At 51.6% G+C, this 26,594-nt stretch carries 25 protein-coding genes, 1 other RNA gene and 1 pseudogene; 12 read left to right on the top strand and 15 right to left on the bottom strand.

The window, feature by feature from the left end:
• Positions 1 to 63: 63 nt before the first annotated feature.
• From PsB1_RS04690 to ftsE, 4 genes are read right to left on the bottom strand one after another with little or no spacing between them, the layout of a single operon-like run.
• On the bottom strand, positions 64 to 819 hold the full coding sequence (locus PsB1_RS04690) for a lysophospholipid acyltransferase family protein (RefSeq protein ID WP_284359400.1): 756 nt from the start codon (positions 817 to 819) through the stop codon (positions 64 to 66).
• A complete protein-coding gene (locus tag PsB1_RS04685) occupies positions 816 to 1,571 on the bottom strand; it encodes a YdcF family protein (RefSeq protein ID WP_284359399.1) in 756 nt (251 codons plus the stop codon). The genes PsB1_RS04690 and PsB1_RS04685 overlap by 4 nt, the downstream gene beginning before the upstream one ends.
• A gap of 1 nt (position 1,572) precedes the next feature.
• A complete protein-coding gene (locus PsB1_RS04680) occupies positions 1,573 to 2,484 on the bottom strand; it encodes a cell division protein FtsX (RefSeq protein WP_284359398.1) in 912 nt (303 codons plus the stop codon).
• Positions 2,481 to 3,215 carry a cell division ATP-binding protein FtsE gene (gene ftsE, locus PsB1_RS04675; RefSeq protein WP_284359397.1) on the bottom strand — a complete coding sequence of 245 codons (735 nt, stop codon included), beginning with the start codon at positions 3,213 to 3,215 and terminating at the stop codon, positions 2,481 to 2,483. Before ftsE ends, PsB1_RS04680 begins: the two co-directional genes overlap by 4 nt.
• Positions 3,216 to 3,281: 66 nt before the next feature.
• Between ftsE and PsB1_RS04670 the strand changes: the two genes are divergently transcribed.
• Both PsB1_RS04670 and PsB1_RS04665 read left to right on the top strand, forming a co-directional pair.
• Positions 3,282 to 4,115, top strand: coding sequence for a zinc-ribbon domain-containing protein (locus PsB1_RS04670; RefSeq protein WP_284359396.1), 834 nt, complete (start codon positions 3,282 to 3,284; stop codon positions 4,113 to 4,115).
• A 145-nt stretch (positions 4,116 to 4,260) separates the two neighbouring features.
• The gene (locus PsB1_RS04665) at positions 4,261 to 4,785 is read left to right on the top strand and encodes a phosphoribosyltransferase (RefSeq protein ID WP_284359395.1); all 525 of its coding nucleotides are present in this window, start codon (positions 4,261 to 4,263) and stop codon (positions 4,783 to 4,785) included.
• Here PsB1_RS04665 and PsB1_RS04660 read toward each other — a convergent pair.
• The gene (locus PsB1_RS04660; protein WP_284359394.1) at positions 4,775 to 5,083 is read right to left on the bottom strand and encodes a hypothetical protein; all 309 of its coding nucleotides are present in this window, start codon (positions 5,081 to 5,083) and stop codon (positions 4,775 to 4,777) included. The two genes, PsB1_RS04665 and PsB1_RS04660, sit on opposite strands and share 11 nt — an antisense overlap.
• A 120-nt stretch (positions 5,084 to 5,203) precedes the next feature.
• Here PsB1_RS04660 and PsB1_RS04655 point away from each other — a divergent pair, with 120 nt between their 5' ends.
• Positions 5,204 to 5,785, top strand: a complete 582-nt coding sequence (locus PsB1_RS04655; protein WP_284359393.1) for a cob(I)yrinic acid a,c-diamide adenosyltransferase — start codon at positions 5,204 to 5,206, stop codon at positions 5,783 to 5,785.
• Positions 5,786 to 5,806: 21 nt separating this feature from the next.
• On the opposite strand, the gene PsB1_RS04650 is transcribed toward PsB1_RS04655, so the two are convergent.
• On the bottom strand, positions 5,807 to 6,613 hold the full coding sequence (locus PsB1_RS04650) for an OmpA family protein (RefSeq protein ID WP_284359392.1): 807 nt from the start codon (positions 6,611 to 6,613) through the stop codon (positions 5,807 to 5,809).
• 256 nt (positions 6,614 to 6,869) lie between these two features.
• Here PsB1_RS04650 and hisS point away from each other — a divergent pair, with 256 nt between their 5' ends.
• The 5 genes and pseudogenes from hisS to PsB1_RS04625 form a co-directional block, all read left to right on the top strand.
• Positions 6,870 to 8,357 carry a histidine--tRNA ligase gene (hisS, locus tag PsB1_RS04645; protein WP_284359391.1) on the top strand — a complete coding sequence of 496 codons (1,488 nt, stop codon included), beginning with the start codon at positions 6,870 to 6,872 and terminating at the stop codon, positions 8,355 to 8,357.
• Entirely contained in the window at positions 8,348 to 9,481 is a 1,134-nt protein-coding gene (locus PsB1_RS04640; protein WP_284359390.1) for an ATP phosphoribosyltransferase regulatory subunit, read from the top strand. The genes hisS and PsB1_RS04640 overlap by 10 nt, the downstream gene beginning before the upstream one ends.
• Position 9,482: 1 nt before the next feature.
• Positions 9,483 to 10,181: an ATP phosphoribosyltransferase gene (hisG, locus tag PsB1_RS04635; protein ID WP_284359389.1), complete on the top strand. Its 699-nt coding sequence runs from the start codon at positions 9,483 to 9,485 to the stop codon at positions 10,179 to 10,181.
• 234 nt (positions 10,182 to 10,415) lie between these two features.
• Positions 10,416 to 11,159 (top strand): hypothetical protein, encoded by a 744-nt coding sequence (locus tag PsB1_RS04630; RefSeq protein ID WP_284359388.1) that lies wholly within the window; start codon positions 10,416 to 10,418, stop codon positions 11,157 to 11,159.
• A 32-nt stretch (positions 11,160 to 11,191) separates the two neighbouring features.
• Positions 11,192 to 11,614: pseudogene (locus PsB1_RS04625) on the top strand (type II toxin-antitoxin system VapC family toxin); the annotation flags it as partial.
• 191 nt (positions 11,615 to 11,805) lie between these two features.
• On the opposite strand, the gene PsB1_RS04620 reads toward PsB1_RS04625, so the two are convergent.
• The 9 genes from PsB1_RS04620 to PsB1_RS04580 form a co-directional block, all read right to left on the bottom strand.
• Positions 11,806 to 12,066, bottom strand: coding sequence for a PaaI family thioesterase (locus PsB1_RS04620; protein WP_284359387.1), 261 nt, complete (start codon positions 12,064 to 12,066; stop codon positions 11,806 to 11,808).
• A 107-nt stretch (positions 12,067 to 12,173) separates the two neighbouring features.
• On the bottom strand, positions 12,174 to 12,650 hold the full coding sequence (locus PsB1_RS04615; RefSeq protein WP_284359386.1) for an SspB family protein: 477 nt from the start codon (positions 12,648 to 12,650) through the stop codon (positions 12,174 to 12,176).
• A gap of 180 nt (positions 12,651 to 12,830) precedes the next feature.
• Positions 12,831 to 13,185: a transfer-messenger RNA gene (gene ssrA / locus PsB1_RS04610) on the bottom strand.
• A 137-nt stretch (positions 13,186 to 13,322) separates the two neighbouring features.
• A complete protein-coding gene (locus PsB1_RS04605) occupies positions 13,323 to 16,076 on the bottom strand; it encodes a M14 family metallopeptidase (RefSeq protein WP_284359385.1) in 2,754 nt (917 codons plus the stop codon).
• Positions 16,077 to 16,205: 129 nt separating this feature from the next.
• Positions 16,206 to 17,909 (bottom strand): ATP-binding protein, encoded by a 1,704-nt coding sequence (locus PsB1_RS04600; RefSeq protein ID WP_284359384.1) that lies wholly within the window; start codon positions 17,907 to 17,909, stop codon positions 16,206 to 16,208.
• Positions 17,909 to 19,048 carry an FIST signal transduction protein gene (locus PsB1_RS04595; protein ID WP_284359383.1) on the bottom strand — a complete coding sequence of 380 codons (1,140 nt, stop codon included), beginning with the start codon at positions 19,046 to 19,048 and terminating at the stop codon, positions 17,909 to 17,911. Before PsB1_RS04595 ends, PsB1_RS04600 begins: the two co-directional genes overlap by 1 nt.
• Before the next feature lie 113 nt (positions 19,049 to 19,161).
• Positions 19,162 to 20,286 (bottom strand): acyl-CoA dehydrogenase family protein, encoded by a 1,125-nt coding sequence (locus PsB1_RS04590; protein ID WP_284359382.1) that lies wholly within the window; start codon positions 20,284 to 20,286, stop codon positions 19,162 to 19,164.
• A 9-nt stretch (positions 20,287 to 20,295) separates the two neighbouring features.
• Complete coding sequence (locus PsB1_RS04585; protein ID WP_284359381.1) at positions 20,296 to 21,486, bottom strand: acyl-CoA dehydrogenase family protein; 1,191 nt, start codon at positions 21,484 to 21,486, stop codon at positions 20,296 to 20,298.
• A 308-nt stretch (positions 21,487 to 21,794) separates the two neighbouring features.
• Positions 21,795 to 23,327 (bottom strand): glycosyltransferase family 2 protein, encoded by a 1,533-nt coding sequence (locus tag PsB1_RS04580; RefSeq protein WP_284359380.1) that lies wholly within the window; start codon positions 23,325 to 23,327, stop codon positions 21,795 to 21,797.
• Positions 23,328 to 23,614: 287 nt separating this feature from the next.
• Here PsB1_RS04580 and sucC point away from each other — a divergent pair, with 287 nt between their 5' ends.
• The 4 genes from sucC to PsB1_RS04560 all read left to right on the top strand — a co-directional run bounded on the left by sucC (position 23,615) and on the right by PsB1_RS04560 (position 26,581).
• Positions 23,615 to 24,817 carry an ADP-forming succinate--CoA ligase subunit beta gene (gene sucC / locus PsB1_RS04575; RefSeq protein WP_284359379.1) on the top strand — a complete coding sequence of 401 codons (1,203 nt, stop codon included), beginning with the start codon at positions 23,615 to 23,617 and terminating at the stop codon, positions 24,815 to 24,817.
• An 83-nt stretch (positions 24,818 to 24,900) separates the two neighbouring features.
• Positions 24,901 to 25,191 (top strand): hypothetical protein, encoded by a 291-nt coding sequence (locus PsB1_RS04570; protein WP_284359378.1) that lies wholly within the window; start codon positions 24,901 to 24,903, stop codon positions 25,189 to 25,191.
• A 105-nt stretch (positions 25,192 to 25,296) separates the two neighbouring features.
• Positions 25,297 to 26,067: a glycosyltransferase family 2 protein gene (locus PsB1_RS04565; RefSeq protein WP_284359377.1), complete on the top strand. Its 771-nt coding sequence runs from the start codon at positions 25,297 to 25,299 to the stop codon at positions 26,065 to 26,067.
• A gap of 52 nt (positions 26,068 to 26,119) precedes the next feature.
• Positions 26,120 to 26,581, top strand: a complete 462-nt coding sequence (locus PsB1_RS04560; protein WP_284359376.1) for a hypothetical protein — start codon at positions 26,120 to 26,122, stop codon at positions 26,579 to 26,581.
• Positions 26,582 to 26,594 lie beyond the last annotated feature (13 nt).

Here is a 26,594-nt window from a genome sequence, read left to right as displayed (position 1 = left end):
CATCAATCAATCCCTGGTGACGCCTAGGGTCTTGTTTTGGGGCTCGCTGCCGCTTCACTAATTTCAAACACTTGTTTCCTTGGCAACTTTGCGCACCAAACCTTGTCCATGAAACTCGTCCACCAAGGCCTGGGTGGCAGTTTCAATCTTGCTTTCCAACAATTCCATAAAGATCTCGCGCTTTAGGCCGGGTGGGATCATGGGTAAAAATTCGAACACTACGGTGCCGCCATAACGCAAGATGCCCTTAGCGGGCCATGCTACACCCGAATTGAGCGCCATCGGCACACATGGGACGCCTAACAGCATGTAAATTGCAGCAACGCCGGGCTTGTACTTTGGCGGCAAGCCAATGGGTTGGCGCGTACCTTCTGGGAAAATAATGAGTGGACGACCTTCCTCGAACCGTTCTTTGGCATGCGCAACCATAGCCCTTAACGCACTCATATGTCCTGAGCGATCAACCGCAATAAGTCCGGCTTTGCGGCAATACCAGCCAAAAATAGGCAGAGACAATAATTCCTGCTTAAGCACATAGACTGGAAAACGCGTAAACAATATCGGGGCAATAGTATCAAACATGCTTTGATGCTTAGAGGCGATCATAACTGGCCCATTGGGCATGTTCTCGATGCCACGCACTTCAAATTTGATGCCGCAAATCCAGCGCGCACCAAACGCTGCCACCCTTGCCCAAACTGTCATCACATGTGCGCCACCTAAGCGAAAGGCTAAAACATACGGCACGCCCAAAGTGCCAACAATCAGAACACTAAGCGCAATCCACACTGAGAGCAGAAGCGAGCGTATGAGGATCATGGGGTCTTATCCTTTTGCACTCGGCGCTCATGCGCTTGACCCTGCTGGTTATGGCTTTCTTTTACCAAGCTGATTTGCTTCAACGCCAGTACCCTGTCACCATCCATAAAGCCGCGCGCTATGGCGACCAGATATTTTCCATATTCAAGGGCAAAAGCGCGTGTTGTTCGATCTTGTTTCCACCAATCCCCGTCCAACCCATGATTGGCCTGTACAGGATAGGCGATTAAGACGACATTAGGTATGGCGCGACGGATTTCATAGAGGCTGCGAGGCATATGATAAGCATCTGTAATCACAACCAAAGTCTGGATATTGTTCTTCTTGACCCAAAGGGCAGCTTCCTGTGCATTGCCACTGGTATCAACTGCACGACGACCCAGATCGATGCAACAGTCATAAGTCACCTGTTGACCCCCCGCAACACGGCGCAATTCAGCCTCGGTTGCCGTCGAATTGACACCTGAAATCAATAGATGCGGGACGGAACCATTTTCGACCAATTGAACACCGGCAATCAATCTTTGATCTGAACCCCCGGTTAAGGCAGCGGCACCATCGGCTCTTATGGGTCCAACTGGTGGCATTAAGGTTGCGACATGATCGCCAAAACGGACAAAACCGATCAAGAGACCAAGCCCACAAACAAGGCCAAACAAGAAGATCAATCGACTGAGCCAAGTTGCTGGTCGGGCGTGCAAAAAAGCAGGCTTTGCCCGTCTTTTTCGTTTGGCCTGCTTTAAGCTCGCCATATCACACGAGATCTCGCAAGGTTGCCCTCGCGGCCACTTCAGCCGCCCAAGCACTTGCAAAAGCTGTGATAAAGGGTGCCACCAATAGTATCCATAAATCAGTCCAGCTCACTAAAGGTGATCCGCTTGTGAAATCGCTGGCACCAAAGGCAAAGACGGTTAAACCAAGCAAAGCAATGATTCCTGCAGCATTGGCCCCCCACAAGCCCGCTACAAAGCCCAGCCTTAAAAAGCGCTTTTGCACTTCACGCGCAACAAAAGCGTCTTTAGCCCCTACTAAATGCAAAATATGTACAGCTTCACGCCTTGTCTCTAAGGCGGCGCGCGCCGCAAAAGCAATGGTGGCAAGGGCAGCAACCACCAAGGAAAGCAGCGCCATCATTGCCAAAATCCGTACCATAGTTGATGTGCGCAGAATTTCGCCAGTAAACCGACTATGATCGTCAACCACGATTTTAAAGCCAGCCGCAGTGAGTTCTTTTTCAATATCCTCTTTAACTGTAGTCTGGCCTGACATTACTCCCACTTCAATCAGACGTGGAACCGGTAGAGCATCCAAAGTTGTGCTCAAATCAGTACCGTAATTGCGCAACAACTCCTTTGCGCGCTCCCTACTCATGGTTTCACTGCGGGTTACCCCTTCGATACGCCCGACAATCAGAGCTGCCCGCTCTAAATCTTCATCTCCTCGAGGGCTTTGCACAATGATACTCATGGCACTCTTTAAGTCACTGGTCCATGTGCTAGCAGCGCGAAACCCCGCCGAAGCGCCAAGGCCAGCCAAACAGCCGAGTGCGCACATAATCGCAACTACAATAGTGAGGGGGCGAACTTGACGCGAATCAGTCGGTAATAAAGCACTTTGAGATTCGTGGGTAAATCGTACCCATAACAGTTTGAGGGCGTTGATCATAAGTTCGCCTTCATAAGGGGACTGGAATTTGGGGCTTGGGTGAGCTCACCTGCTTCAAGGCGCAACACAGGCGCACCGGACCGACGCACTAAATCAAGGTCATGCGTGGCAATCACCACGGTCGCACCCAATTTATGCAGCTCAATAAACAAGCGAATGATCCGTGCGCCCATGTCAGGATCTACATTGCCTGTCGGCTCATCGGCAATCAACAATGACGGTTTGCCCACTACTGCGCGTGCGATTGCAACCCTTTGTTGTTCGCCGCCAGATAAGGTTTCAGGCAATGCATCAATGCGGGCACCAAGTCCAACCCAGCGTAATAAGTCATCGACATCCTCAGCATAGTCGGCCAATGGCACGTTGCGAACCCGAAATGGCATCGCAACATTTTCAAACACCGACAGGTGCGGTAAAAGCCGAAAATCCTGAAAAACAACGCCGATTTTACGCCGCAATAAAGGCAAATCATTACGACTTGCTCTGCCAACATTGACCCCAAACAGATTAGCCTGACCTACACTGGGCCTTAGCGCCAAATACATTAGTTTTAACAACGTCGATTTGCCTGCTCCTGAAGGACCTGTTAGAAAATAGAATCCGCCACTTTCAAGTTCAAAGGATACGTCACGCAAGGCTTGGGTGCCAGAGCCATAGGTGACGCCGACTTTATCAAAGCGGACAATAGGTCCACCATCGCGATAACCAAGGGTGCGTGTTTTGTGATTCATGAGTAGACTCTGATTGCAAATAAGCGCTTTTTTAGCATTGCGCCAGCCAGGTGATTTGACAACTACATGCAACTCATATGTCCTACTTGTAACGCGAGATACAATGTCGCTGAAAGTGCTGTTCCACCTACAGGTCGCACGACGCGTTGTTCAGCGTGCGGGACAAAGTGGTGGGCAAAACCACCAATACCAGAAGTGCCCGCTGGAAAACCTTCAAAAGCTGAAGTTAAAGCCAAACTAGCGGCACTTCTTTCTGCCGCTGAAAAAGCAAAACAAGCCGCGCGATCAGAACCTAGTGGAGTTGCAAAGCGGAAGGCACAAGGCCGAATCAAACTGCTCAATAGTATAGCAATCACAATTCCTTGGTTATTGGCAGCCTGCATGTTGGCGGGCGCGATAGTAACGGCGATTACTTATCGTAGCGATATTGTGCGTTTATGGCCCAAAACCGCTACCCTTTATGCTAAATTGGGTGTTCCGGCCAATCTTTATGGTGTGGACATTCAATCGGTGATTGTCACAACCACTTTAGAGGCCAGCGGACCGCGTATTGAAATTAAAGGGATTTTAAAATCAGTTTCACGACGACCAGAGTTTGTGCCCTATATAAGGCTGTCATTGGTTGATCCGACTGGCCGTGAACAATTGACTTGGATGATTGATCCAGGTGTTGAAATTCTCCAACCAGGCGTAGCGCACCGTTTTTCAAGCGCCCGCACCAACCCTATTCGGGGTCCTTTGAATGCAGTACTGGTTTTTGCAGAACCCCCACGCAAGGGGCCTGTACCAACGCTTCTACCGCCACCGCGGGCCGAATCTGCGACATTCAAACCAGCGCCTGAGAAGTCAAAATCTGACCCTAAACACGAACAGAAACAAGCGCCAACTCCCAAGTACTGATCAAATCATGCGGTCAATTTACAATGAATGCACCCTCAAGCCTGTTTAGTCCCGATCAAATCAATTGGGGCGTCTGGACAATTTTGGGATTTTTCTTCCAGCTGACAGTTCTTTGCAAAGAAGAAAGCCGCGAGGCGTTTGGAGCATGAAGTCAAACCTAGATGTAATAGTGTCAGCCCAACAAATTGATCAACGTATCGTGGCATTGTCTCGCCAAATTGCCGAAAAACTGGAGCCAGACGCCGTTGTCGTTGGTCTATTGCAGGGCGCTTTTATCTTCATGGCCGATCTAATACGCGGCTTAGCACAACAAGGGCGTGTCCTGCGCACAGATTTTTTATGGCTGTCCAGCTATGGTGATGGGCAGGAAAGTACTGGCCGTATCCATGTGCTGGCTGATCTACAAAAGCCGATAAATGGGTGCCAAATCCTACTCGTTGATGATGTCTATGATACAGGACGTACCATCTTATTTGCCAAAGGCTATCTGGCCACCAAGGGGGCCAAAGAGGTCTTAACCTGCTTATTGGCACGCAAACCCCTGGCCAAAACCTTGCCGCCTCCAGATTTTTTGGGCTTTGATTTGCCCAACCGCTTTATTGTTGGTTATGGGCTTGATGATGCGGGTGGTGGCCGCGGCCTGCCCGATATATGTGCGTCTAAGCTTTAAGCCTTTCGCGAATTTTGTGCCATCGCACAACGATCCAGATCAGTGACCAAGCATTGCCTAAAACCACAATGGGTAAAACCCAGAGCAGTTTTTGCTTTACATCCGTTTCAACCAGCCACACCGCCAATCCATAAACGAAAAAACCTATATAGAGGTCAGCCAGCGAGACTTGACCCCAAGGCATGGCAGTGATTGCGGCAAACTCAGCCCCAAAATCACCACGCCAACTGGCCCAGCCGATTAAGGCAGTTAGGATAATCGCCAGAAAAAGGCATAAAAGTCGGAACGGATGGATCATGAGAGCTCATTTAGCACAAACTGTCGTCATTTCGAGCATTGTTTACTTCTAACCAGTGGTGCTTGAACGCATCTAGCTCTAAAGAGCGATGAGACACTCCTTCGCTCCATAGGACCCATCATGGTTAAACTCAATAAAATTTACACCCGCACGGGCGATGACGGCACAACGAGCCTTGCCACCGGAGAGAAGGTTCCAAAGTTTGATGCTCGCGTTGAAGCCTATGGCAGCGTGGATGAGGCTAATGCGACGATTGGGGTAGCCCGCCTATACGTGGGCGCAGATACTGTCCTTGATGCGATTTTAGGGCGCATCCAAAATGATTTGTTCGATTTAGGGGCTGATCTGGCCACCCCAGAGCGGGGCAAACCTGTATCTTGGGAAGCGTTGCGTATTTTGCCAAATCAAGTTGAACGGCTTGAGCTTGAAATCGATGAAATGAATGCCACCATGGCCCCTTTGAATTCCTTTGTTTTGCCGGGGGGCGCGCCGCTTAGTGCCTATCTCCACACGAGCCGCACCGTAACTCGCCGTGCGGAACGCCAAGTCGCACTGCTGATGCAGAACGAAGGCGAAACTGTATCGGCTTGCGTTTTGCATTATCTCAACCGCCTGTCTGATTTGTTGTTTGTGGCGGCACGGCGCGCCAATGCCAATGGTGCGGGCGATGTGAAATGGGTCCCAGGCCTTACAAGGGCATAGTCCTTAGATGATGTTGAAGCATTATGGTTTGACTTCATGTTTAATTTTAAACTCAATGCGGCGGTTTTTGGCTTGGGCTTTAGCATTGTCGCGGGTATCTTTGGGCCGGGTTTCGCCATATCCGGTGACTTCTAAGAGACTAGCGGGAACCGATTTTGTAACTAAATAATCCGCAACCGATTGTGCGCGACGTTCTGAGAGGGCTTGATTGGCGGTTGCATCACCACGCGCATCGGTATGGCCACCCAATTCAACCAAATAGGTCTTACACCGTTTGGCAACATCGGCCAAAGCGTTTAATAATGGCTTTGACTCTTCTGATAGCACAGCACTGCCTGAACCAAATTGAATCACCCGGCCATCGAGTAAAGTATCATATGCGGTTTGGCACGCCAGTGAAGTGGGCTGCGACCCCAATGTTGAGGCAGCGTCTGGCGCGTCATCAAGGCGTTTGCCGGCCAAAGTAATCTGATTATCGAATGCCAACACTTGGCCAACATGGGTTTCTTCTTTCATGATCGCCTGTTTAACAAGGCTCATCGCGCGCGCACGCTCGCCTATCTCTTGGACGTCGCCCCTCAATGTGAGCACCCCTGACCTGAAAGCCACTAAGATAAAGTTTTTATTCTCTTTGGTCAGAACATCATGGGCAAATGCGACCCAATCGACATTTTTTGGGGCTTGTTTGGCGATGAGTGCGGATTGCCCTGTTGCATTTATGGTGTGTTCAAGGCTAAGGCCCAAAACTAGAATGGAAGCTAAAACACCCGAAGCGATGGCAAGTGACACATGCATGCTTTTCCGGCGGCGTTGTGATTTTCCGCTCATGGCGCACATTTCCTAGTAGGTTCAGATCATATAGGACGATAGGCAACGATGTTGGGTCGAAGCAGACTTGGTCCAGCATCCCTAACAATGGTCGCAACCGCTGTCACCTTGTTTTCACTATTTAATCTATGTTTATGGCATGAATGGGTGTGAAAGCTGGGGATTTGATTGTGGTGCCGATCATTGCCGTGCACCCCTTCGCACGATAAACACGCGCTCCACTCCTGATTGACCATCCTTCCCTTGGGCCATTTGTATGACTAAAGCCAAAAACGCGACGCCGAACCGCCCCCTCGCCCGCGTGCCGCGTGGATTCCTAGATCGGCGGGCACAGACACTGGCAGCAGAGCGCGACGTGGTTGAAAAGGTCCTCCAGGTCTATGAATTATGGGGCTATGAGCGCCTAGATACCCCAAGCTTTGAATATGCCGATGCGCTTGGGAAATTTCTGCCCGATCAAGACCGCCCCAATGAAGGGGTGTTTGCGCTTGAAGATGATGACGGCCAATGGATGAGCTTGCGCTATGACTTAACTGCCCCTTTGGCTCGGTTTGTCGCACAACATTGGGATGGATTGACCAAGCCTTTTCGCCGCTGTGCGGCTGGGCCAGTCTGGCGCAATGAGAAGCCTGGCCCCGGACGCTACCGTGAATTTTGGCAGTGCGACGCCGATTGTGTCGGCTCGCCACGCGCAGAAGCCGATGCGGAGGCGATCGCCATGGGCGCAGCAGCCATTGAAGCGGCCGGTGTGCAACGTGGACATTATGTCGTCAATGTCTCCAACCGGAAACTACTCGATGGTCTCTTAGCCCATATTGGAATTGATCTGGAAGACACCCAAAAAAGGCTTGGCGTGCTGCGTGCCGTCGATAAGTTGGACCGCTTAGGCCCTGAAGGGGTAGAGCTTTTGCTGGGACACGGTCGCAAGGATGAATCGGGCGATTTCACCAAGGGAGCAGGTTTATCAAGCCCCGCCATCGCCCAAGTTTTAGCATTCACAGCCGCCCAAAAAACCACGCGCGCCTTAACCCTTGATGCCTTAAGCCAGGTGGTTGGGGTAACACCTTTGGGGCAAGAAGGCATTGAAGAGCTTGCCGCGATTGATGCGACTCTCAAGGCCTTGGGTGTCGGTGAGGATCAAGCGCTCTTTGATCCTGCAATTGTGCGCGGGCTTGAATATTACACTGGCCCCGTTTTTGAGGCGGAGCTTTTGGTACCGACCATAGATGATAAAGGACAAAAGGTTCGCTTTGGCTCCATCGGTTCAGGTGGACGCTATGATGATCTTGTAATGCGCTTTCGCGGCGAACGTGCGCCTGCAACGGGATTTTCTCTGGGTGTTTCGCGCCTGTTGGCTGCCCTTGCCGCCACAGGACAAGAGCGAACCAGCTTGGCGGGGCCGGTCGTGATCATCGTCCTCGATCAAAACGCGATTGCGGGCTATATGCGCATGGCAGGGGAACTGCGCGGGGCTGGCATTGCCGCTGAAGTGTATTTGGGCACATCTGGCTTGAAGGCACAATTGAAATATGCGGATCGACGTCAATCGCCTTTAGTAGTGCTAGAAGGCAGTGAAGAGCGCGCCAATGGTGTCGTCACACTCAAAGACCTCAATCTTGGGGCGCAATTGGCCCAGTCGATTGAAACCAATCAGGCATGGCGCAGCGAACGGCCAGCCCAAATCGAAGTCCCGCGCGCCAATCTGGTCATCGCTGTGCAAGATATGCTGGCCCGATGCCGCTAGATCACGATCAGGTGACTCAGGCGGCGTGGGCTGCGCTTAAAGCGCGTGGCGCACACGATGTCGCGCTACCAACCCTGCTCCCTGCCGCGCTGGTGTTAGAATTAGCGGGCGAAGATTTGCGCCCTAGGCTTTATTTTGCGTCCGGCCCACAAGGCGATGAGCTATGCTTGCGCGCTGACCTTACCATTCCAGCAGCACTCCATTATTGTCAGATCGCCACCCATGATCATCAAGAAGTGGCTTGGGCGTGCGAAGGTAAAGTGTTCCGCGCGCCAAAACCCGGCGAAGATCGCCCACCCGAATTCACCCAGATCGGCCTTGAGCGGTTTGGCGATGCCGATACGATTGCAGCAGATGTTGGGGTATTCGTGGCGGCTTGGGAGGCCTGCCAAGCTGCGGGCCTTAACAAACTTCATGTTCGCCTATGTGATGGCGGCCTTTTGCCCCAAATCATCGCCAAGGCGGCGCTTCGAGCCCCTTGGGGCGAGGCGTTAAGCGAAGTTGCAAACCATGCAAGCGCCTTACGACGGGTTTTGGATCAGGCCTGTGGCAATGGCCCAAAGCGCGAAATCACTGCGCTTGAACGCAAGATTGTTGAGCTTGATCAGGCGCGTGCGCGCAGCACTGTGGCCGAAGTCCTTGCCCTCGCTCAATTTTCCTTGCCAGGTGCGCGCCAGTTAAGCCATGTTGCCGATCGATTGAGTGCACGCGCGCGGCGCGCCTTAGCACCCCCTTTGGATGGGGTAACCGCTCAAACCCTCGCGCGTTTGGTGGCGATGCGCAGCCAAGACACGCTTGAAGCCAGTTTGGATGAATTGGTGGCTTTGGCCCATAAGCTTGGAGTGGACTTATCGGTGTGGCGGGAAGCTTGGGCAGAGCGGCTCAAGCTGATCCGCCAAGAAGCGCCCATTGCCTTGGATCATGCGCATTTTGAAACACTAAGCCCTGAGGCTTTTGACTATTATGACGGCATGGCCTTTGATTTTTCCGTGGATGCGAGCTTTGCTCGGCCAGTCGCAACTGGTGGGCGATATGATACCTTGGTTGGCGTGATTTCAGGCGGGCGGATACAAGCCCGCGCTGTGGGATGTGTGGTCCGCCCGGCTCGATTTGGAAGGTATTAAAATGGCACAGATTACTTTGGCCATTCCATCCAAAGGTCGCCTCAAAGAACAATGCGAAGCTTGGCTGGCAAGTCGTGGGTTGCTGGTGCGCCAAACCGGGGGAGAACGTGGCTATAGCGCCACATTGGTGGGCTTTGAAGATGTGCAAATCCGTCTGGCTTCCGCCATTGAGATTGGAAAAGCCCTTTTAGCTGGCGAAATTGAAATGGGCATCACGGGCGAAGACATTGTCCAAGAAGCCGCCAGCGATGTTGCGTCGCGGATCCGTATCGAAGCGCGCTTGGGTTTTGGCCGCGCGGATGTCGTTGTTGCTGTACCAAACGGCTGGATTGATGTGGAAACCATGGCAGACCTTGGCGAAGTTGCGACCGACATGCGCCGCCAAACAGGACGCCGCTTTCGCATTGCAACAAAATTTACCCGCCTCACCGCCCAATTCATGCGCAACCACCATGTCGGGGATTATCGGATTATCGATAGTGCAGGCGCAACCGAAGGCGCGCCTGCCGCTGGCATTGCCGAGGCCATCGTGGATATTACGACCTCTGGCGCAACACTAGAAGCCAATGCATTGAAGGTGCTGGAGGATGGCTTGATTCTCAAAAGTGAGGCTTGTTTGATGCGATCCAAATTAGCCGATTGGAATGATGAAACGCGCGCAATCGCTGCAAAATTCCTTAATCGGTTGGCGCTGGCTTAGAGAGCTTTCCGCCTTTTATGCAATTGTCGCCCGCACTCTCATCGAGCGAACCTCAGTTCTGCTTGTACATGATTACATGCCCGGGCATTGCGGACGCGGATAACACGGAGCGCGTACTGCCTGACAAAAGAGGCTAAACTGCACCCACTCAAATCAACTTTTTAACATAATCTCCTGAGGGCCTTGCCGTCAAAGCAAGTGCGACGTAGAATCCAATCAAAGGATGGAATAAGCATGGCGAAGTTCGGAGAAGTTCCGACTGATCTGACGCTTGATATCGGCGGGGATATTTCCCCAGACGAATTCCTAACGGCTGTCCGCAATTTCTTTGGCTATGTGCGTGAGATCACTGAAGCGCAACAAGGGGACGGGCCGGCTGTAGACTGGACTGTCAAGGTCAAGGAAGGCTCTAGTTTGGTCGGTCTTAAGCCGTCTGCTAACGCCTCTACTTCGCGGCTCGCAATGATCTACCAGAAGGCCAGTTTCGGTGTGCAAGCCCTAACTAGAGGCGACATACACGGGTCCGGACTTACCGAGAAGGCTGTGAACCACTTAAAGGCGTTGTCGGAGATTGGTGAAAAATCGAAGAGAGCACCAAGCCTACAGATTTGGGTTCGTAAGCATCCAATTTCTGTGAATGTTGGGATCTCCAAAGCGATAAAGGAGTCGCTTGAAAGCGATTATTTCGATTTTGGGACCATTGAAGGTCGCTTAGAAGCCATTAAAGACACAAACGGTTCGCTTAAGGTGGGAATAAGGGACTATCTTTATCCTAAGATAATAAATTGTAAGGTCCCAGAGAGTTTAATTGATCGCGTTTTTTCTAGCTTTCGCCGACGTGTCGAATTAACTGGCAAGATACATTATCGGCATGACGGTCAGCCGGTTAGCATCGAAACGAGTGAAATAGACGTGTTACCGGAAGACGATGAGTTGCCGTCGTCCCGTGACGTCCGGGGGATATTGGCGTCGGCATGAGTATAGAGCGCATCTAATGGGACAGTGATGCCTTTCTTGCGTGGCTCAATAATGATCCCGGCAAAGCTGCAAAATGCGGAGGCGTAATCAAGCGTGCCGAGCGTGGAGAAGTTTTAATTATAACATCTGCTTTGACACTGGCTGAGTGCCTTTGGATGCGCGGACAAACAAGAGTTTCTAAAGATAAGGCCCAGATTGTCCAACGTTTTTTCAAACGTTCGTATATTAGGGTTTACAATGTCACTAGGAAGATAGGTGAAGATGCTCAGACGCTTGTTTGGGACTTTGGCGTTAAGCCTAAGGATGCAATTCATGTGGCTACTGCAATCTCCCTCTCAGTTGAGGCGCTAGAAACGTTCGATGTCGATCTCATCAAGAAAAGTGGCTCAATGGGTACCCCATTGCTCAAAATCAGGCAGCCCGAAGCACCGCACCAAGGCGACCTGGAGCTTTGAACGAGCATAAATTTGGTGAAGTGGATGGCTCGAGCCATCCGCTCGCTTGACAACGAGGGCGAAAACGCGCGCTAAGTCGAAACGCTCAGCCATCAACCCGGGGAAAAAGTGCGACAGCAGCTAATGGGATTGGTACAACAGTAGAGCTAGCACGCGCCACAAGCCGCCCTTCGCCATCAAACAATTCGGCGTCAAAAAAACGCCGCCTTACCGCCCCATTTCACCACCCGCCCATGCGCTTCAACGGGGCCTAGTGGACAGGGCCTGAGAGAACCAGTCTTTAATTCAAGAGTTGGCACACCGTAAGCAAACTGACCGGCAATCATGCCTGCAAAAGCCATCGCTTCATCCAGCATCGCGGTGACGATCCCGCCTTGTAGGGTACCACGTGGATTACACCATGCGGCCTGACCCACTATTTTAAGGCGCACGAGGCCTGCGGCTTGATCCACACAGATTACCTCCATTGCCAATGTTTCTAAACAAGGTGGTCGCCGCCTAGTCTTAGCAAATCTGGCTATTATTTCCGCGTTGGTGTGGAAGGGTGATTGGGATTTTATCACTTCTTGCGGCGAAATGCATCCATACTGACAACGGCACCTGTCTTTGGTTGATTTTCCCCGGCCTCATTGCCACTGGTCTTGTCTAAGTCATCCTGCGCATCAGAAGTGTTCATTGAATCATCTTGCACATCAAAGGGCAAAGCAAACCGAACTGAAGGATCGTAAAAACGCGTGATTGCTGCAAATGGAACAACAATCCTTTGTGGTATTCCGCCAAAATGCAAAGTAATGGCAAACCATTCGCCACGTACTTCTAAGCCCTCATATTGATGTTGAATCACGATGGTCATCTCATCGGGATATTTATCGATCAAATATTTTGCGATGTGAACCCCGCGAGCGCGGGTACGAAAACTAATGTAAAAATGATGGTCACCAGGCAAGCCTGATAGTGCAATCTTGATGGCTTCGCGCACAACCCCGTGCAAGGCTTGTTGAGTTAACTTGGCATAGCCGATCAGGTCTTCAGACATTTGACTCAACTCTCCTTATTGACGCTATATGGCAATTAACCTGTCGATTGAAATGTCTGGCTCTTCTTAATCGTCCTTGATCCGTCGCGCAATCGACTTCGGCGTCTTGGCGAAGGTTGGTCCTTTTTGGGCCAGTAGCTCAAACCACCTTTACCTAGTATCAATTGAATGAAATTCAGTGGAGGGGGTTGCTGTTGCCGGGCCCCCCTCCCCGCCCCGCCCTCAGCCGAAACTTCGGGACTTAGTCGAACGTCAATCAGACTGCATTACGCAGCCAAACGAACGTCCTGTGCAAAGTTATCGTTTGCATTTATGAAATGGGCGGTTAACGAAGCCCACGCGGGTAAAAGACACGTCTTTACACATCCGTCGATCCTGATCGGCCCCACACTTGCGTGGATCCACGCGAAGAATTTGGTGGAGCCGCGGGGAATCGCACCCCGGTCCGGCCTGCTTATTTCACGAACGTTTATCACCATAGTCCAGCGAACTAGACATCTCCATCATATAGCCAAACACGCAAGAGGGGAAGTCTGAGGTTCAGGCGCAATGTGTTTGGATTTCTTGGGGCGCATGAAAATATCTCGACCATTTTCTAAGCCCATGCGATTGGACGTCTTTTATTGCTTGCCCCATGGGCGAACTCAGAGAAAAGGGGTAGCCTTTATCACCCTAGCGCGTGGGCCTAGCGCGCGCGGCGCTGAAATAAATGGCGTTCATCACGAGGCTATCCAATCCATCGGCCATACCGCGATAGGTTGGGTCAATTGTAAATGCAACAACAAAGCCACGGCCTTTGCCCTCAACCGTCACCACGGGCTTGAAGCCATATTGCTGGCGGCTATCGTCCCACACAATGCCGCTGGCTTTTACTTGATCTGGGCCTGAAAAACGAACCACATTCGTGCCTGCATCCATGGTCAATGGCCGATAAATCGCAGAGCCTGATACCATCATGGTCAGATTGGGTGCCAGTCCCGCCGTCAACCAATGTTCCTGATCGGTCTGGGCGCGCAGAATGGCACCATCCAATTCGGTTGGTTCGCGTACGGGCGAGGCGATGGCCTGCACAAAAGCACCGACATCAGGTAAATTGAGGCCTTCAATCGTGGTGCTGCCAGGCTTGGATTTAGGATCAGCTTGTTTTGATTTGGCCTCTGCGTCGGTCATGGTGGCTTGTTCGCGCCGCAAGCCCGTTAGTCCCACATCAGGCTCGGCCAGCCAGCTTGTGGCAGAGCCCACGGACATAAGCACACCACCTTGTTGTACAAAATTGTTGAGATTGGCGATACCGGCTTGCCCGAAGGCAGATTGATAATCGCCTTCGCCATCAGGAAGGATGATCACATCATATTCCGACAGAGCCGCCTTGGCGAAGCGACGTACCCGAATAGGGGTGATGGGAACACCAAATTTGCGCTCTATGACATAGCGCATGGCCCCGGCAGAATTGCGGTCCGTGGGACTATCCCAAGCTAATGCAATCTTGGGATTACGGAGTTTGAGCGCCTTATCCGAACCAAGGCTAGGGCCTTCTGTCACCCAAGTAGTTTTAAAACCGATAATGGTGGCACCTGTGCTGTCAGCAAGCCTGGCTAGGTTTTGTTCCAACGAAGGGGCATTTTCCCCACCAAGAACAACAAGACTTCCTGCACCAAATGTTTGGCCTTCCAGCTTAAACGCCCCCTCCATCTGACGGACAATCATGCCAGCTTGCAGTGCTTGGGCCATAAAGCGTGTGGTCGCGGTAGAACCAGAAGCAATGACATAAGCGACTTTTGAATCGCCATGCACCAATTTGCCCGGTAGGATCAGCGCCGTGCCCGCTTTCTGCGTGGTGACATTTGGATCCATCGTGCAGGCTTGGACCTCAACATTATAAAGGAGAGGCAAAGACCAAGCTGTCACATCATAGATCTCATCTTCAAGGCCAGCGCGGCGCAATCGTTCTTGCTTGGCAACAAAAGCTGGTTCCATTTTGGTATCGACCTCAAGCAAGTTGCGGATCAGGCGCTTGGTCGGCTGGGCCGCCGAAATAACATAGCTTCCAGGCGCATAGTTGCGCCCACAAGCACTAAATCGTGTGGTGGCACGGGCTACATCAATGCCTTGACGCGTCAGGATCCCAGCCAGCTTGTCCGCATTGGACTGATCGGCTTGGGTTGGAACAAGATAGGATTTTATCGCCTCGCTACGGCCTTCTTGGATGGCCGATTGGCGAAAGGCATAAAAAGAGCGAACAAAACGCATACGTTCTCGCGCTGCAACTTCCAAAGTGGAAAGTACCGCAACAAACTGACTTTTAATCGTCTCTTGATAGGTGAGGAATGTGCCATCTGACCTTTTGATCATCAGGCCGCGCGCTGAACCCTGCTCAAAGGTCATCGAAATCGTACCCTGCGCCGTTGGCCAACCATCGCCATAGCCCGGATAGAAGAGATCATAGCTTTCGCGCGTGAAATAGGGCAAGCCAATCTGATCAAACCAACGCGCATTATGTTGACCCAACAGCGTCTTCAGGGCGATTTGTTCCTGCGTTACATTGGGATTGATCGGATTGGCTTCTGGGGGAAAAAAGAAGTTGCGGTCCGAGCCCATTTCATGACTATCAACCATCACCACCGGATAAAAGCTGAGATATGCCGCAATTTGGGCGCGGGTTTCAGGCTGGGTCAAGGCGAACCAATCGCGGTTTAGGTCAAATTGGGCATGATTGACGCGCCCGCCCGGCCAAGGCTGATCCCGCTCTGCGGCGATGGGGCTGCTAACTGGAGCCAGACCTGAACTGCCAATATTGGTAGCGATAAAACGATCGCGCCCATCGGGGTTTTGCATAGGCACGATCACAATCAAGGTGTTTTTTGCAATCTCGGCCATCCGCTGATCACCGCGCGCTGCCAACAAATGATATGCCAATTGCATAGAGGATTCTGCGGGTCCAATCTCATCGCCATGCACCGAATAAGCCAGCCAAACCACTGCCGGATGGCGGGCAATGATGGCATCAGCTTCGCTAGTAGTGAGTGTGCGAGGGTCTGCGAGTTTTTGCACGTCGGCCTGGATCGCGCTCAGATTTGCAATGTTTTCTGGCGAGCCGATCACCACATAAATCAAACGCTTGCCCTGCCAAGACCGGCCATAATCCACGAGCCTTACGCGGGTTGGCGCATAGGCCGCCAAAGCCTCAAAATAATCAATGATGGAAGCATGCGGGGTAATCGCTTGTCCGATCTGATAGCCAAGAACGCTATGCGGCGTCGGCACAGCTGGGTCATAATTAGCACCGGGCCAGTAAAATTCAGGTGAGACCGGGGCCAAAGTGCCAATAAGGTTGCTCTCCCCTTGCTGGCGTGACTGAGCATGGCCCATCTGGGGCAAAACTAAAACGGCTGCCAAAGCAGCTAGGATCACACGAAAGATTGACATTTAAGCCCCCAATGGCCTCACAGACATGATGCGATGAAGGTCTAAAGGGCCTAAGCCAAGTGTTCAAGCGCGAGCATGCGTTCGCAGGTTACAAGGTAGGTGCCGGTTTAAGCATTTGGGCGTTTAAGCCTAACGACGCGCACGCTTAGGGATGTGGGCATCTGGAGTATTGGCTTTTGTTGCCCGCATCAGGGCATGAACCAGCGACTCCGCGCTATATGGCTTAGTGACAAAATCGGTCATGCCCGCATCTAAGCAAGCATGCCTGTCTTCGGGTCTGGCGTTCGCTGTACAAGCCACAATGGGGGTGTTTCTATTGATGCTGTGACCGGCACGAACTTGGCGCGATGCCGTAAGGCCGTCCATAATGGGCATTTGCACATCCATTAACACCACATCGAAGGCTTCGAGTTCCATCGCTTCAAGTGCTTCCACCCCATTGGTGGCCCAAGCCACTTCAGTAGGCCAAAGTGACAGCATCGCGCCAAGGATCTTACGGTTGAGCGCATTGTCATCAACGGCCAAGATACGCAAAGGTCGCTCCAACACACTCTCAGGTAACGTGTCTTTGAGGCCATCGTCTTGCACGTCTGTTGTGTCAAATCGTCCTTCAAAAGTGAAGGTAGATCCATGACCTGGTTTGGATTCAAGCAAAAGATCGCCTCCCATTTGGTTCGCTAGGGATTTGGCAATAGCAAGGCCTAAACCAGTGCCACCAAATCGCCGCGTGATGCTACTGTCGGCTTGAACAAAAGCATCGAAAATCGAGGCTTGTCGTTCCAATGGAATGCCAACACCCGTATCTTTGACCTTGATGGTCAATTGACAATTTTTTGGCCCACAGCGAGTTGAAAATGAGATTTCCACTCCACCGGAGGCAGAGAATTTGACGGCATTGGAAATGAGATTGAACACAATCTGGCGTAAACGAGTCGGGTCACCCAATACTGTGTCGCGATGAAGCTGTTTTGTATCAATCTTAAAGTCAAGCCCCTTGGATTGTGCTTGTGGACCCCACAAATTCTCAATCTCTGTCGCCAATTGTTTCAAGCTAGTGGGGTGCTTTTCGATTTCTAGCTGACCTGATTCAATTTTGGCATAGTCCAAAACGTCATTGACCATCGCCAGCATCAAACGTCCGGCTTCATTAAACATGAGAACATATTTGGTTTGTTGTTCGTCGAGCTTTGTGCGAGCCATTAATTCAGCAGACCCCAATAGTGCATTGAGTGGGGTGCGCAGTTCATGACTCATCATCGCCAAGAAACTTGATTTGGCTGCATTTGCTTGTTCTGCGGCAATCTTGGCTGCTTCAAGGGCCTCCTCTCTGGCGAAGCGTTCTGTCTCGTCGCGCAGGGATATAAGATTAAATGCCGCACCATCCACGGATCCGACACTATAAGTTGCTGAAAGTGGAACTTCATAGCCATCCTGATGACGACCAAGAAAATTGCTAACCTCGCCTTGCACCAAATCCGTGGGATCTAAAAATGCACTGATTGGTTTGCCGATGACCAATTCGGCCTCTGGAACGCCAAAGGTTTCCATGGCAGCGGTATTCATCAAGGATATCCGTCCTTGATCGTCCAAGGAGATCAATGCATCACGGGATTCAAGAATATATCGGGTCAGGGTCAAACGCGCTTCTTCAGCAATCTGAGCGTTGAGTTCTCCCATTTCTTCTGACATTAAAGTGATGGAGCGTTCAAGCCGGTTACGCGCCCGTGCATCATCTTCATAAGCCCCCGAAATTAATTCAAGCAGGCGCTCTTGATCGATTTGACCATTTTGGTCGGTACAAAGCTTGACCTGATGCACCAGCATATCGTGCATCACGCAGCCTCAAACACAGTGACAGTCATGGTCTGATTATGCAGATTGCAGGTGCCTTGAAAGCCATTTGGGGAGATTTCCCCATAAGAATAAAATCCCACATGCGCGATTCCGTCTAATGCTTCAATCACGGCGCGAACTTCTTCGGTGGCCCGTTGTCCTAAAAGGAGACGCCGCCCGATACAGGACACCAGTATTGCGAAGCTGTTTGCAGAATTGCTGGTAGACTGGCTTGCACTTGCGGCCTTTCCTGCTTTGCCAGCGCCCGCGATCAGGCCATCGACTTCCCCAAACATCAGCTGAGCAGTCCAGCCTTCGGGCATATCACCTGCGAAAGTCATTGCCCCGGTGGTTTCATCAACGCCTAGGATGGTACGCACAACCTTCTGATCTGGATTGGCTGGATTACTGACCTGTAATGGGTAAAAGAGGGCAGAACCTGGCAGCTTTTCACCCTCGTCACCCAAATAACGTTTATAGAGTTCTAGGGCGGATTTATGATCGAGTTGAAACAAAGTATTGCCGTCTGATTTGGTGATTTTACGCTTCGGACCAAATACTTCCCAGCCCCCAAAAGAGCCGGTTCGAAGAGTAAGGTCAGTCCCAAAAAATGCAACGGCAACTACTTTTCCTGGTGCAAGATCGTTTGAACAACCTACCAAGCTCTCGCCAAATCGATCACCATCACCTGCCAAGCCGCCATTGATGGAAACCTTGGTACCTAGAACAGATTGGAAACCTTCTACTAAAGCCGAACCATTAACCCTTGCACCGTCAGAGACGATGAAGACCCCAGCTAAGTGGGCACCCTTAAATTGTTTGGCCAAATCTTGGCCTACCTTAAAGCTCTCCCCCGCCAGGCCAATATCGGCTTCAGCAATTTGAATCCTAACCGCTTCAAACCCCAAACAAGCTGCAAATCCACCACCAACATGGGCATGAGCATAGGCAATTTCTCCACCTGTTGTGCAACCCACAATTTGAGCTGCAGGCATTAGGGATTTGAGTTGATTAAAAGCTGAAGTATTGCGCGCAACATCTGGGTCAAGAAAGGCAAAAACAATGCCATAGCCTGCCGCATCAAATCCTGCAGGCAATTCCCACCGATTCTCACAAAATTGTAAAACACTATGCCGCATCAAGATTTCCTGCTTTGTTTAGTAGGAACCTGAATGAAAATAATTGAGATAGTGTTTAGCTGATTGAATTCTTGATAATTACCTGAAATTTTCTTCACAGAGCTATGTAATGTTCAATAGCCTTCTAGTTTGGCCCAGCGGTCTCTGTGAAAAGCACTTGATCCAAATTGGGCTTCAAGTACCCGCGCACGTTTTATATAAAGGCCACTATCATGCGCATCGGTCATGCCGATTCCACCGTGCAATTGGATTGTTTCATTGCTGACCAGTTGTAAGGTTTCCCCAGTCCGCGCCTTGGCTAGGCTCACCGCTTGACCGACGTCCTTGCCGGTTTCAAGCGCTTCAAAGGCCCCAACCACGCATGATTTGGTCAGTTCAATCTCAACCAGCATGGCCGCAGCGCGGTGTTGGAGTGCCTGAAATGAACCAATTAACTGACCAAATTGGGTACGGGTTTTCAGGTATTCGTGGGTCATGTCAAAGCAAGCACTAATCAAGCCCAGCATTTCACAACAGATGCCAAGACGACAATAATCAAGCATCAAATCAAGCTTGGCTGGATCAAGCACACCACCACCCAAGCAAGCCGCATCCATCACTTCGGCAACGGTGAAGCTGATATCGGCCCAATCGCGCGAGTCGACACTTTCCCGGGGGGTGACTGCGACGCCCTTGGCTTTTGGGTCCACAAGAAAAAGGGCAAGGTCTTGTGCGCTACCCTCGTCAATCCGGGCGCAAACCAACAGCAGATCAGCGTGATTGCCGCCCTGTACGAAACGCTTTTTCCCCTCGATCTGCCATCCTGAAGCGGTTTTGACGGCGCGGGTGGCGATTTGGCTGGGCGCGTGGTGCGCCCCTTCATCAAAGGCTAAGGCTAACCGCAACTGCCCAGAGCCGATCAAATGCAAATACTGGGCTTTTTGATCGGGCGTCGCAAAGAAATCAAAAGCGATGGCACCAATGAGACCGGTCTGAAACAAGGGAGATGTACCAAGCGTTCGCGCTTGGGCCTCCAGCGCCAAACCCATAGCCCGCATACCCATGCCCGAACCACCATAGGCCTCATCGATCAAGGCACCCGCAAAACCCATGGCCCCAATTTCCGCCCATAAAGCAGGTTCAAATGTTGATTGGCTGTCGCGCATGGCACGCATGGCGTTGACAGGGGCCTTGTCGGCGAAAAAACCGTCGGCGACATCTTTGAGTAGGGCCTGATCTTCGGTCAAGGATAAGGTCATAATCAGCACCTATTGGTGATCGTGCAAGCCAAGCACGCGCTTAGCTACAATATTGAGATTGACTTCTGATGTGCCGCCTTCGATTGAGTTTCCTTTGGCGCGCAACCAATCCCTAGTCGCCTTTAATGCTTCTGGTCGATAGGCATCGCCAGCCCAGCCAAGACCATCCATACCAAGTGTCTCCACCAATAACTCAGTCTTGTCTTGATTGAGTTTTGCAGCTGCAATTTTTAAAACGGAGGCATAATGAGACACTTCAGACCCCGCTTTGGCTTCTTCTTGTGCACGGCGCATGGTCAGATGAAAGGCGCGTTCATACATGCGCTGTTTGGTAATGCGCGAACGCAAATCCTTATTGGCTAAAGTGCCATTATCGAGGCCAAAAGATTCTTTTGCGGCCTCCACCAGATCAAGGCCCGCACCCCCGCCAAAGCCTGAAGCAGAAATATTGGTGCGCTCATATTGCAAAATCCGCTTGGCGACATCCCAACCCTTGTTTTTCGGGCCCAGCATTTGGGTTTTCGGGACGCGAACCCCGTTTAAGAAGGTCTCACAAAAGGGCGATAACCCTGAAATCAGTTTAATCGGGCGTACATCAATGCCTGGCGTCTTCATATCAAACAGGAGAACAGATATGCCTTCATGCTTGGGAACCCGTGGATCGGTTCTAACCAAGCAAAGCATCATATCGGCGTAATGGGCGTAAGATGTCCAAATCTTTTGCCCCTCGACAATATAGTGGTCGCCATCTGAAATAGCTTTGGTCTGCAGACCTGCCAAATCTGATCCCGCACCGGGCTCTGAATAACCTTGACACCACCAGCTGCGGCCATGCACCATATCGGGTAAATAGGCTTGTTTTTGTTCTTCGGTACCAAATTCTAAAATCACCGGGCCAAACATCCAAATTCCAAATGACATCAGAGCAGGGCGGGCCTTGATCCTGGCCAACTCCTCTTGCAGCACGCGGTTTTGCTCCCCATCCAAACCACCCCCACCATAGGCTTTGGGCCACATCGGGGCAGTCCAACCCTTGGACGCCATAGCTTCAAGCCAAAACTTGCTGTCCGGGCTAGGAAAATGTGCATTGCGGCCGCCCCACACGGCTTCAGATTCAGCCATGGGTGTGCGCATGGAGGGTGGGCAATGGGCTTCAAGCCAGCTGCGTGTTTCGGTCCGAAATGTTTCGATGTCGGTCATAGGCCCTCCATGCATAGCCGCACCTCTATTGGGTGTTCCGCCATTGTGTAGAACGTAGGCCCTTCGATGGCCAGACCAAATGCGTGAATGATTCTAGTCCAGTTCGACTTCCTAACGTGACCCACCCAGTGCTGATCCAGTTTGAATACCCATCAGATTAAAAGCATGGACCAACATGAAGAGCGCCACCACCCCACAGGCTAAGGAAATCAAAGTCCATGGGATCATCCTCACTCTACCAATTTGCACTGGACGTGCTCCCCACCATGAGGTGAATGCAAATCCCAATGCGCTTAAAGTTAAAAGACCTAACGTGATCGGCCAATCCAAATTCCAAGCCCGCCCTTTAGGTTCCAAGTGGAGGCACGGGCCGACCTATTGGCCCTAGCACTTTTACCATGTTTGGTTTTGTCCCAAATTGATGGCGAAAGATAGATCCGCCACAGCGCGCGACACAGAGCAGGAATTTGGCAGGCTTGATACAAGGGGAACATGAAGCATGCACTCAACAGACTAGTACGGCCATCGCGATGCAGCGCCACCAATCCGACGCCAAGTTGGAAAACCATCATGAGCGAAAACCAAAAGGCAGGTACCTGCCATTTGCCAGCATGGATCGACGCCAGTGCCAATAACCAAGATATTAGCACCAATGCAGCGCTCAGCGGACCACTCCCAAGGCCAAAGAGAAATGCAAATAGGCCACGAAGTCCTAATTGGCTGGCTAACACAATCGGTCGACGTAGATGCAGGCTGACAGTTTGGATGTGACCTTGGATCCAACGACCCCGCTGTTTAGTCCACCCACCTAGAGTGGGAGCACCCTCTTCATAGGTCGGCATGTTAATCAGGGCAGCGCTTAAGCCCAGTCGGGCAAAGCGTACACCAAGGTCGGCATCTTCTGTTACATTATATGGATCCCAGCCCCCAGCCCGGCGCAAATGATGCACTGCAAAATGGTTGGATGTGCCACCTAAGGGGATAATGCCAGCAAATTTTGTGAGAGCTGGCAGCACCACTAAAAACCAGATCGCATAATCCAGGGCAAATTGACGCGTAATCCAGCTTTCACGAACATTCCAAATGACCAAGGGGGCCTGCACAACTGCTAAATTGGATTTGCCAGTGCGAAAGGCGTTCCAAGCAGCGATCAGCTGATCGGGATGTGGGTGGTCTTCGGCATCATAGACGGTCACGAAACTGCCTTGAGCAAAGGGAAGGGCAGTTTGCAGGGCTTTAGGTTTGGTTCGCGGCCCACCTTTGGGGACACGTATCACACGGCATGGCAGGTACGCACGCCATGTCTCCAGAACGCTTAGGGTTTCTTGGTCATCGGCCTCACAGGCAAAGATCACATCAAGCTTATTGACCGGCCATGCCAAGGCCTTAAGGGATTTGACCAAGCTTGGGACGCAATCTGCCTCTTGATAGAGCGCAATCAATATCGACCAGACGGGATAGGCGTGCATGGAGATGTCCAATCTATCTGGTGACATCTGGATACGTCGACGGCGGACTACGAAATGGGTCAAGCACGCCCATAATCGAAACAGCCCAAACCCTGCTGAAAGGCTAAAGATACAAAAACCAAGCAATACCAGAAAATGCGGCCATACAAAGCTTAAGCAGGATAAGATGACCATAAGGATGATCATAGTTGCGCATAGCCGACCTGCCGGGCGCGCCGCCGATAGTAGCGGGTCTTTTGCGGTCAACGAGCATAAAGCTGCAACGCTGGCTTTGCGAATAAGTACGGGATTTGGGTCTGTCCTAAGCGGTCCGGCCTGAACTTGGGGTTGAGGCGAAAAACCATTTGACTCTGGTTGAAATGGATAATTCATGCTGCGCCAACCCGATCGGAAGGAAAACGCACACTTCCTTTTCAAACTTTATCTTTATAAATCCAAGATCAAACCTAAATAGTCTATATATTATAAGTTGAGTCACCTAACAAAAACCTTATTCCCCCCTCCCCGAACAAAGATGATCGGGGCAAAAGCAAAGGCGACGTCACAGTTTGCTTGGTTTGCGGTTTGGGGGCATTACGTATGGAACAAGCGGTTGCACAGCACTGCATGCGTGCGTAGAAACGGCCTTATCCATATGTTGCATAGAAGGACGCTTATCAATGAATGTTCATGAACATCAAGCCAAAGAGGTCCTTGCCAGTTACGGCTTACCCGTGCCTCCAGGCATTGCGGCGTTCAGCGTTGAAGAAGCCACGGCAGCAGCCAAAAAACTCGGCGGCTCCATGTGGGTGGTTAAATCCCAGATCCACGCGGGTGGCCGGGGAAAAGGCAAATTCAAAGAATTGCCGCCTGAAGCCAAAGGCGGGGTTCGCCTTGCCTCCAATCTAGACGAAGTCGCCGCCCACGCCAAGGATATGCTGGGTCATACCTTAGTAACCGTCCAAACCGGACCAGCAGGCAAGCAAGTGCAGCGCCTTTATATCGCTGGTGGCGCGGATATTGCGCGCGAATTATATCTATCGGTTCTGGTAGACCGCGGCACTGGCCGGGTTGCTTTTGTGGCGTCAGAAGCTGGCGGCATGGACATTGAAACCGTGGCCCATGATACGCCTGAAAAAATCTCAACCATCGTGATCGACCCGGCTACTGGCGTTACCCCCGCCAATAGCGATGCGGTAGCAAAAGCCCTTCATTTAGCGCCAAGCCAAGCTGATAAATGCCATGATTTATGCGTTAAGCTTTATACCGCTTTCACCAAGGGCGATATGGAAATGTGCGAGATCAATCCATTGATTGTTGAAAAAGACACAGGCCACTTGGTCTGTCTTGATGCGAAAATGAGCTTTGATTCCAACGCCGAATTCCGTCACCCCGAATGGGCTGCAATGCGCGATTTGACCGAAGAAGACGAAAAAGAAATTGAAGCCTCCAAATATGATTTGGCCTATATCGCTTTAGAAGGCACCATCGGCTGTATGGTCAATGGTGCAGGCCTTGCCATGGCCACGATGGACATCATCAAGCTTTATGGAGAAGAGCCTGCCAATTTCTTGGACGTTGGTGGCGGTGCTACCCGCGAAAAAGTGACGGCAGCCTTCAAGATCATTACCGCTGACCCGGCGGTAAAGGGCATTTTGGTCAATATCTTTGGTGGCATTATGCGCTGTGATGTCATTGCTGAAGGCGTGGTTGCGGCCATTAAAGATGTAGGACTGAAAGTGCCATTGGTGGTGCGTCTTGAAGGCACCAATGTGGAATTGGGCAAGAAAATCCTACGCGATAGCGGCCTTGCCGTTGTCCCAGCTGATGATCTGGCCGATGCTGCACAAAAAATCGTTGCAGCGGTGCGCTTGGCTGCTTAGGCCAGTGCCCGTTACACATCTCGGCCGCTTTGCACGCGGGATATTGGGGATAGGAAATAGACTTTTAGGGCCAAATAGTTTATGTGTACCACAGGATATGTGGAGCACATAAGTCTAAGACCAAAAACATCACTTTGGCAGTCGATGAAGAAGTGCATCAGCGTGCGCGCGTGATCGCTGCAATCCGTCGGACCAGTGTTAGTGAATTGGTACGTGGCTTCTTAAAGGGACTGACCGAAACTGACGTGTCGGGTGAAAAAGACGAAGCGCGCGAGGCTCTATTGAAACTGATCGACCAATCCACAGGTCGTATGGGCGATTGGCGGCCAAGTCGTACTGAGACTTATTCTGGGAATCCTCGCTTTGACAAGTGAGATCTTCCTAGACACCAATTCTATTGTATGCCGCGCTGGGAATGGACGTTTAACTTCTGTCAGCGCCAACTGGCACTTTTAGTAGGCGCAGGTTAAAGGGGCGGGATGTCGTCAGAGATCTCGCCCAAGTCCCGCTCAAAAAGCCACCCACAACCCCTTGATATTTCCGTTGTGGTGCCGGTCCATAATGAGAGTGGTGCTGTTGGTGACCTTGTGAGCGAAATCGCAGTGGCGCTCGATGGTTATGCCTATGAGATGATCTTTGTGGATGATGCTTCAAAGGATGATACCCACGCCAAACTCATCACATTGAAGGAAAAATTTCCGGCGCTTCGCGTGTTGGCGCACCGAAAAAACGCGGGCCAAAGCCGCGCGATCATGAGTGGGGTTTTAGCCGCCCGCGCACCCGTTATTGGCACGTTGGACGGGGATGGTCAAAATGACCCCTCAGATTTGCCCAAGCTATTGCGCCAACTCAATCGGGCTGATGCACCAGGGGGTCTTGGCTTTGTCAGCGGGCGACGCGTTAAACGTCAAGATAGTCAGGCGAAGAAAATAGCGTCAAGTCTTGCCAATTGGGTCCGCCAAGCTTTGTTACGTGATGGCGCAGATGATTCTGGATGTGGCATTAAAGTGGTTCGCCGCGAGCTCTTCGTACGGCTTCCCTATTTTGACCATATGCACCGCTATATGCCCGCACTTGTTATGCGCGAAGGGGCCCTGGCAGAATATGTGGTCGTCAATCACCGTCACCGCACCACCGGGGCTTCGAAATACACCAATCTTGGCAGGCTGGTCGCAGCCCTTTCTGATTTAATCGGGGTCATTTGGTTGACCAGCCGACGCCGCGATTTTGGCCATGTGGACGAAAGCTGAGAGTGGGTTCACTCTGGTCGCTTTATGGTCCGTGACTGGGTGATTCGCACGCATGCCTATCGTTCGACGTCTTTTTGAATTGGTACCGCTTTTGGCGATTCCAATTGGCCTCTATGCCCTGTTAGCGACCATCACAACCACCACGCGCGGGGCCGATGTTTTTGTATTGGCGCTGGCGCGCAGCGCCTTTGTAGTGGCCCTCCCATCGGGTGGCGTTTGGACCATTACTGGGGGCGACTTATTGGTGGCGATGGGCCTTATCATCTTTTTTTTCGAGATGACGCGTGGGGTTGGGGCTTCCCGCCAACAGGTGTTCCGCCACGGCTTGGCGATCTTGCTCGCCCTTTTATGTGCGTTAGGTTTTTACAAGCAGGCATCATTTGCCACCTCGACTTTCTTTCTCTTAACCCTGATGTGCTGGCTCGATATGATTGGTGGCATCGTTTTGAGTGTCGCCAGCGCCTCAAGCGCAGGTCTTGGCCATGGAGTAGACCATCACGATTATCGCAATTAGTGGCCAGCCTGCG

The organism is Candidatus Phycosocius spiralis (assembly GCF_030158815.1).
GTDB lineage: Bacteria > Pseudomonadota > Alphaproteobacteria > Caulobacterales > Aquidulcibacteraceae > Aquidulcibacter > Aquidulcibacter spiralis.
Note: the sequence above shows the minus strand (reverse complement) of the source record. Positions and strands in the feature narration are given on the sequence as shown.

Coding starts and splice junctions, on each gene's coding strand:
- PsB1_RS04690 (WP_284359400.1), bottom strand. CDS start 819: ATGATCCTCATACGCTCGCTTCTGCTCTCAGTGTGGATTGCGCTTAGT.
- PsB1_RS04685 (WP_284359399.1), bottom strand. CDS start 1,571: ATGGCGAGCTTAAAGCAGGCCAAACGAAAAAGACGGGCAAAGCCTGCT.
- PsB1_RS04680 (WP_284359398.1), bottom strand. CDS start 2,484: ATGATCAACGCCCTCAAACTGTTATGGGTACGATTTACCCACGAATCT.
- ftsE (WP_284359397.1), bottom strand. CDS start 3,215: ATGAATCACAAAACACGCACCCTTGGTTATCGCGATGGTGGACCTATT.
- PsB1_RS04670 (WP_284359396.1), top strand. CDS start 3,282: ATGCAACTCATATGTCCTACTTGTAACGCGAGATACAATGTCGCTGAA.
- PsB1_RS04665 (WP_284359395.1), top strand. CDS start 4,261: ATGAAGTCAAACCTAGATGTAATAGTGTCAGCCCAACAAATTGATCAA.
- PsB1_RS04660 (WP_284359394.1), bottom strand. CDS start 5,083: ATGATCCATCCGTTCCGACTTTTATGCCTTTTTCTGGCGATTATCCTA.
- PsB1_RS04655 (WP_284359393.1), top strand. CDS start 5,204: ATGGTTAAACTCAATAAAATTTACACCCGCACGGGCGATGACGGCACA.
- PsB1_RS04650 (WP_284359392.1), bottom strand. CDS start 6,613: ATGAGCGGAAAATCACAACGCCGCCGGAAAAGCATGCATGTGTCACTT.
- hisS (WP_284359391.1), top strand. CDS start 6,870: ATGACTAAAGCCAAAAACGCGACGCCGAACCGCCCCCTCGCCCGCGTG.
- PsB1_RS04640 (WP_284359390.1), top strand. CDS start 8,348: ATGCCGCTAGATCACGATCAGGTGACTCAGGCGGCGTGGGCTGCGCTT.
- hisG (WP_284359389.1), top strand. CDS start 9,483: ATGGCACAGATTACTTTGGCCATTCCATCCAAAGGTCGCCTCAAAGAA.
- PsB1_RS04630 (WP_284359388.1), top strand. CDS start 10,416: ATGGCGAAGTTCGGAGAAGTTCCGACTGATCTGACGCTTGATATCGGC.
- PsB1_RS04615 (WP_284359386.1), bottom strand. CDS start 12,650: ATGTCTGAAGACCTGATCGGCTATGCCAAGTTAACTCAACAAGCCTTG.
- PsB1_RS04605 (WP_284359385.1), bottom strand. CDS start 16,076: ATGTCAATCTTTCGTGTGATCCTAGCTGCTTTGGCAGCCGTTTTAGTT.
- PsB1_RS04600 (WP_284359384.1), bottom strand. CDS start 17,909: ATGCACGATATGCTGGTGCATCAGGTCAAGCTTTGTACCGACCAAAAT.
- PsB1_RS04595 (WP_284359383.1), bottom strand. CDS start 19,048: ATGCGGCATAGTGTTTTACAATTTTGTGAGAATCGGTGGGAATTGCCT.
- PsB1_RS04590 (WP_284359382.1), bottom strand. CDS start 20,286: ATGACCTTATCCTTGACCGAAGATCAGGCCCTACTCAAAGATGTCGCC.
- PsB1_RS04585 (WP_284359381.1), bottom strand. CDS start 21,486: ATGACCGACATCGAAACATTTCGGACCGAAACACGCAGCTGGCTTGAA.
- PsB1_RS04580 (WP_284359380.1), bottom strand. CDS start 23,327: ATGAATTATCCATTTCAACCAGAGTCAAATGGTTTTTCGCCTCAACCC.
- sucC (WP_284359379.1), top strand. CDS start 23,615: ATGAATGTTCATGAACATCAAGCCAAAGAGGTCCTTGCCAGTTACGGC.
- PsB1_RS04565 (WP_284359377.1), top strand. CDS start 25,297: ATGTCGTCAGAGATCTCGCCCAAGTCCCGCTCAAAAAGCCACCCACAA.
- PsB1_RS04560 (WP_284359376.1), top strand. CDS start 26,120: ATGCCTATCGTTCGACGTCTTTTTGAATTGGTACCGCTTTTGGCGATT.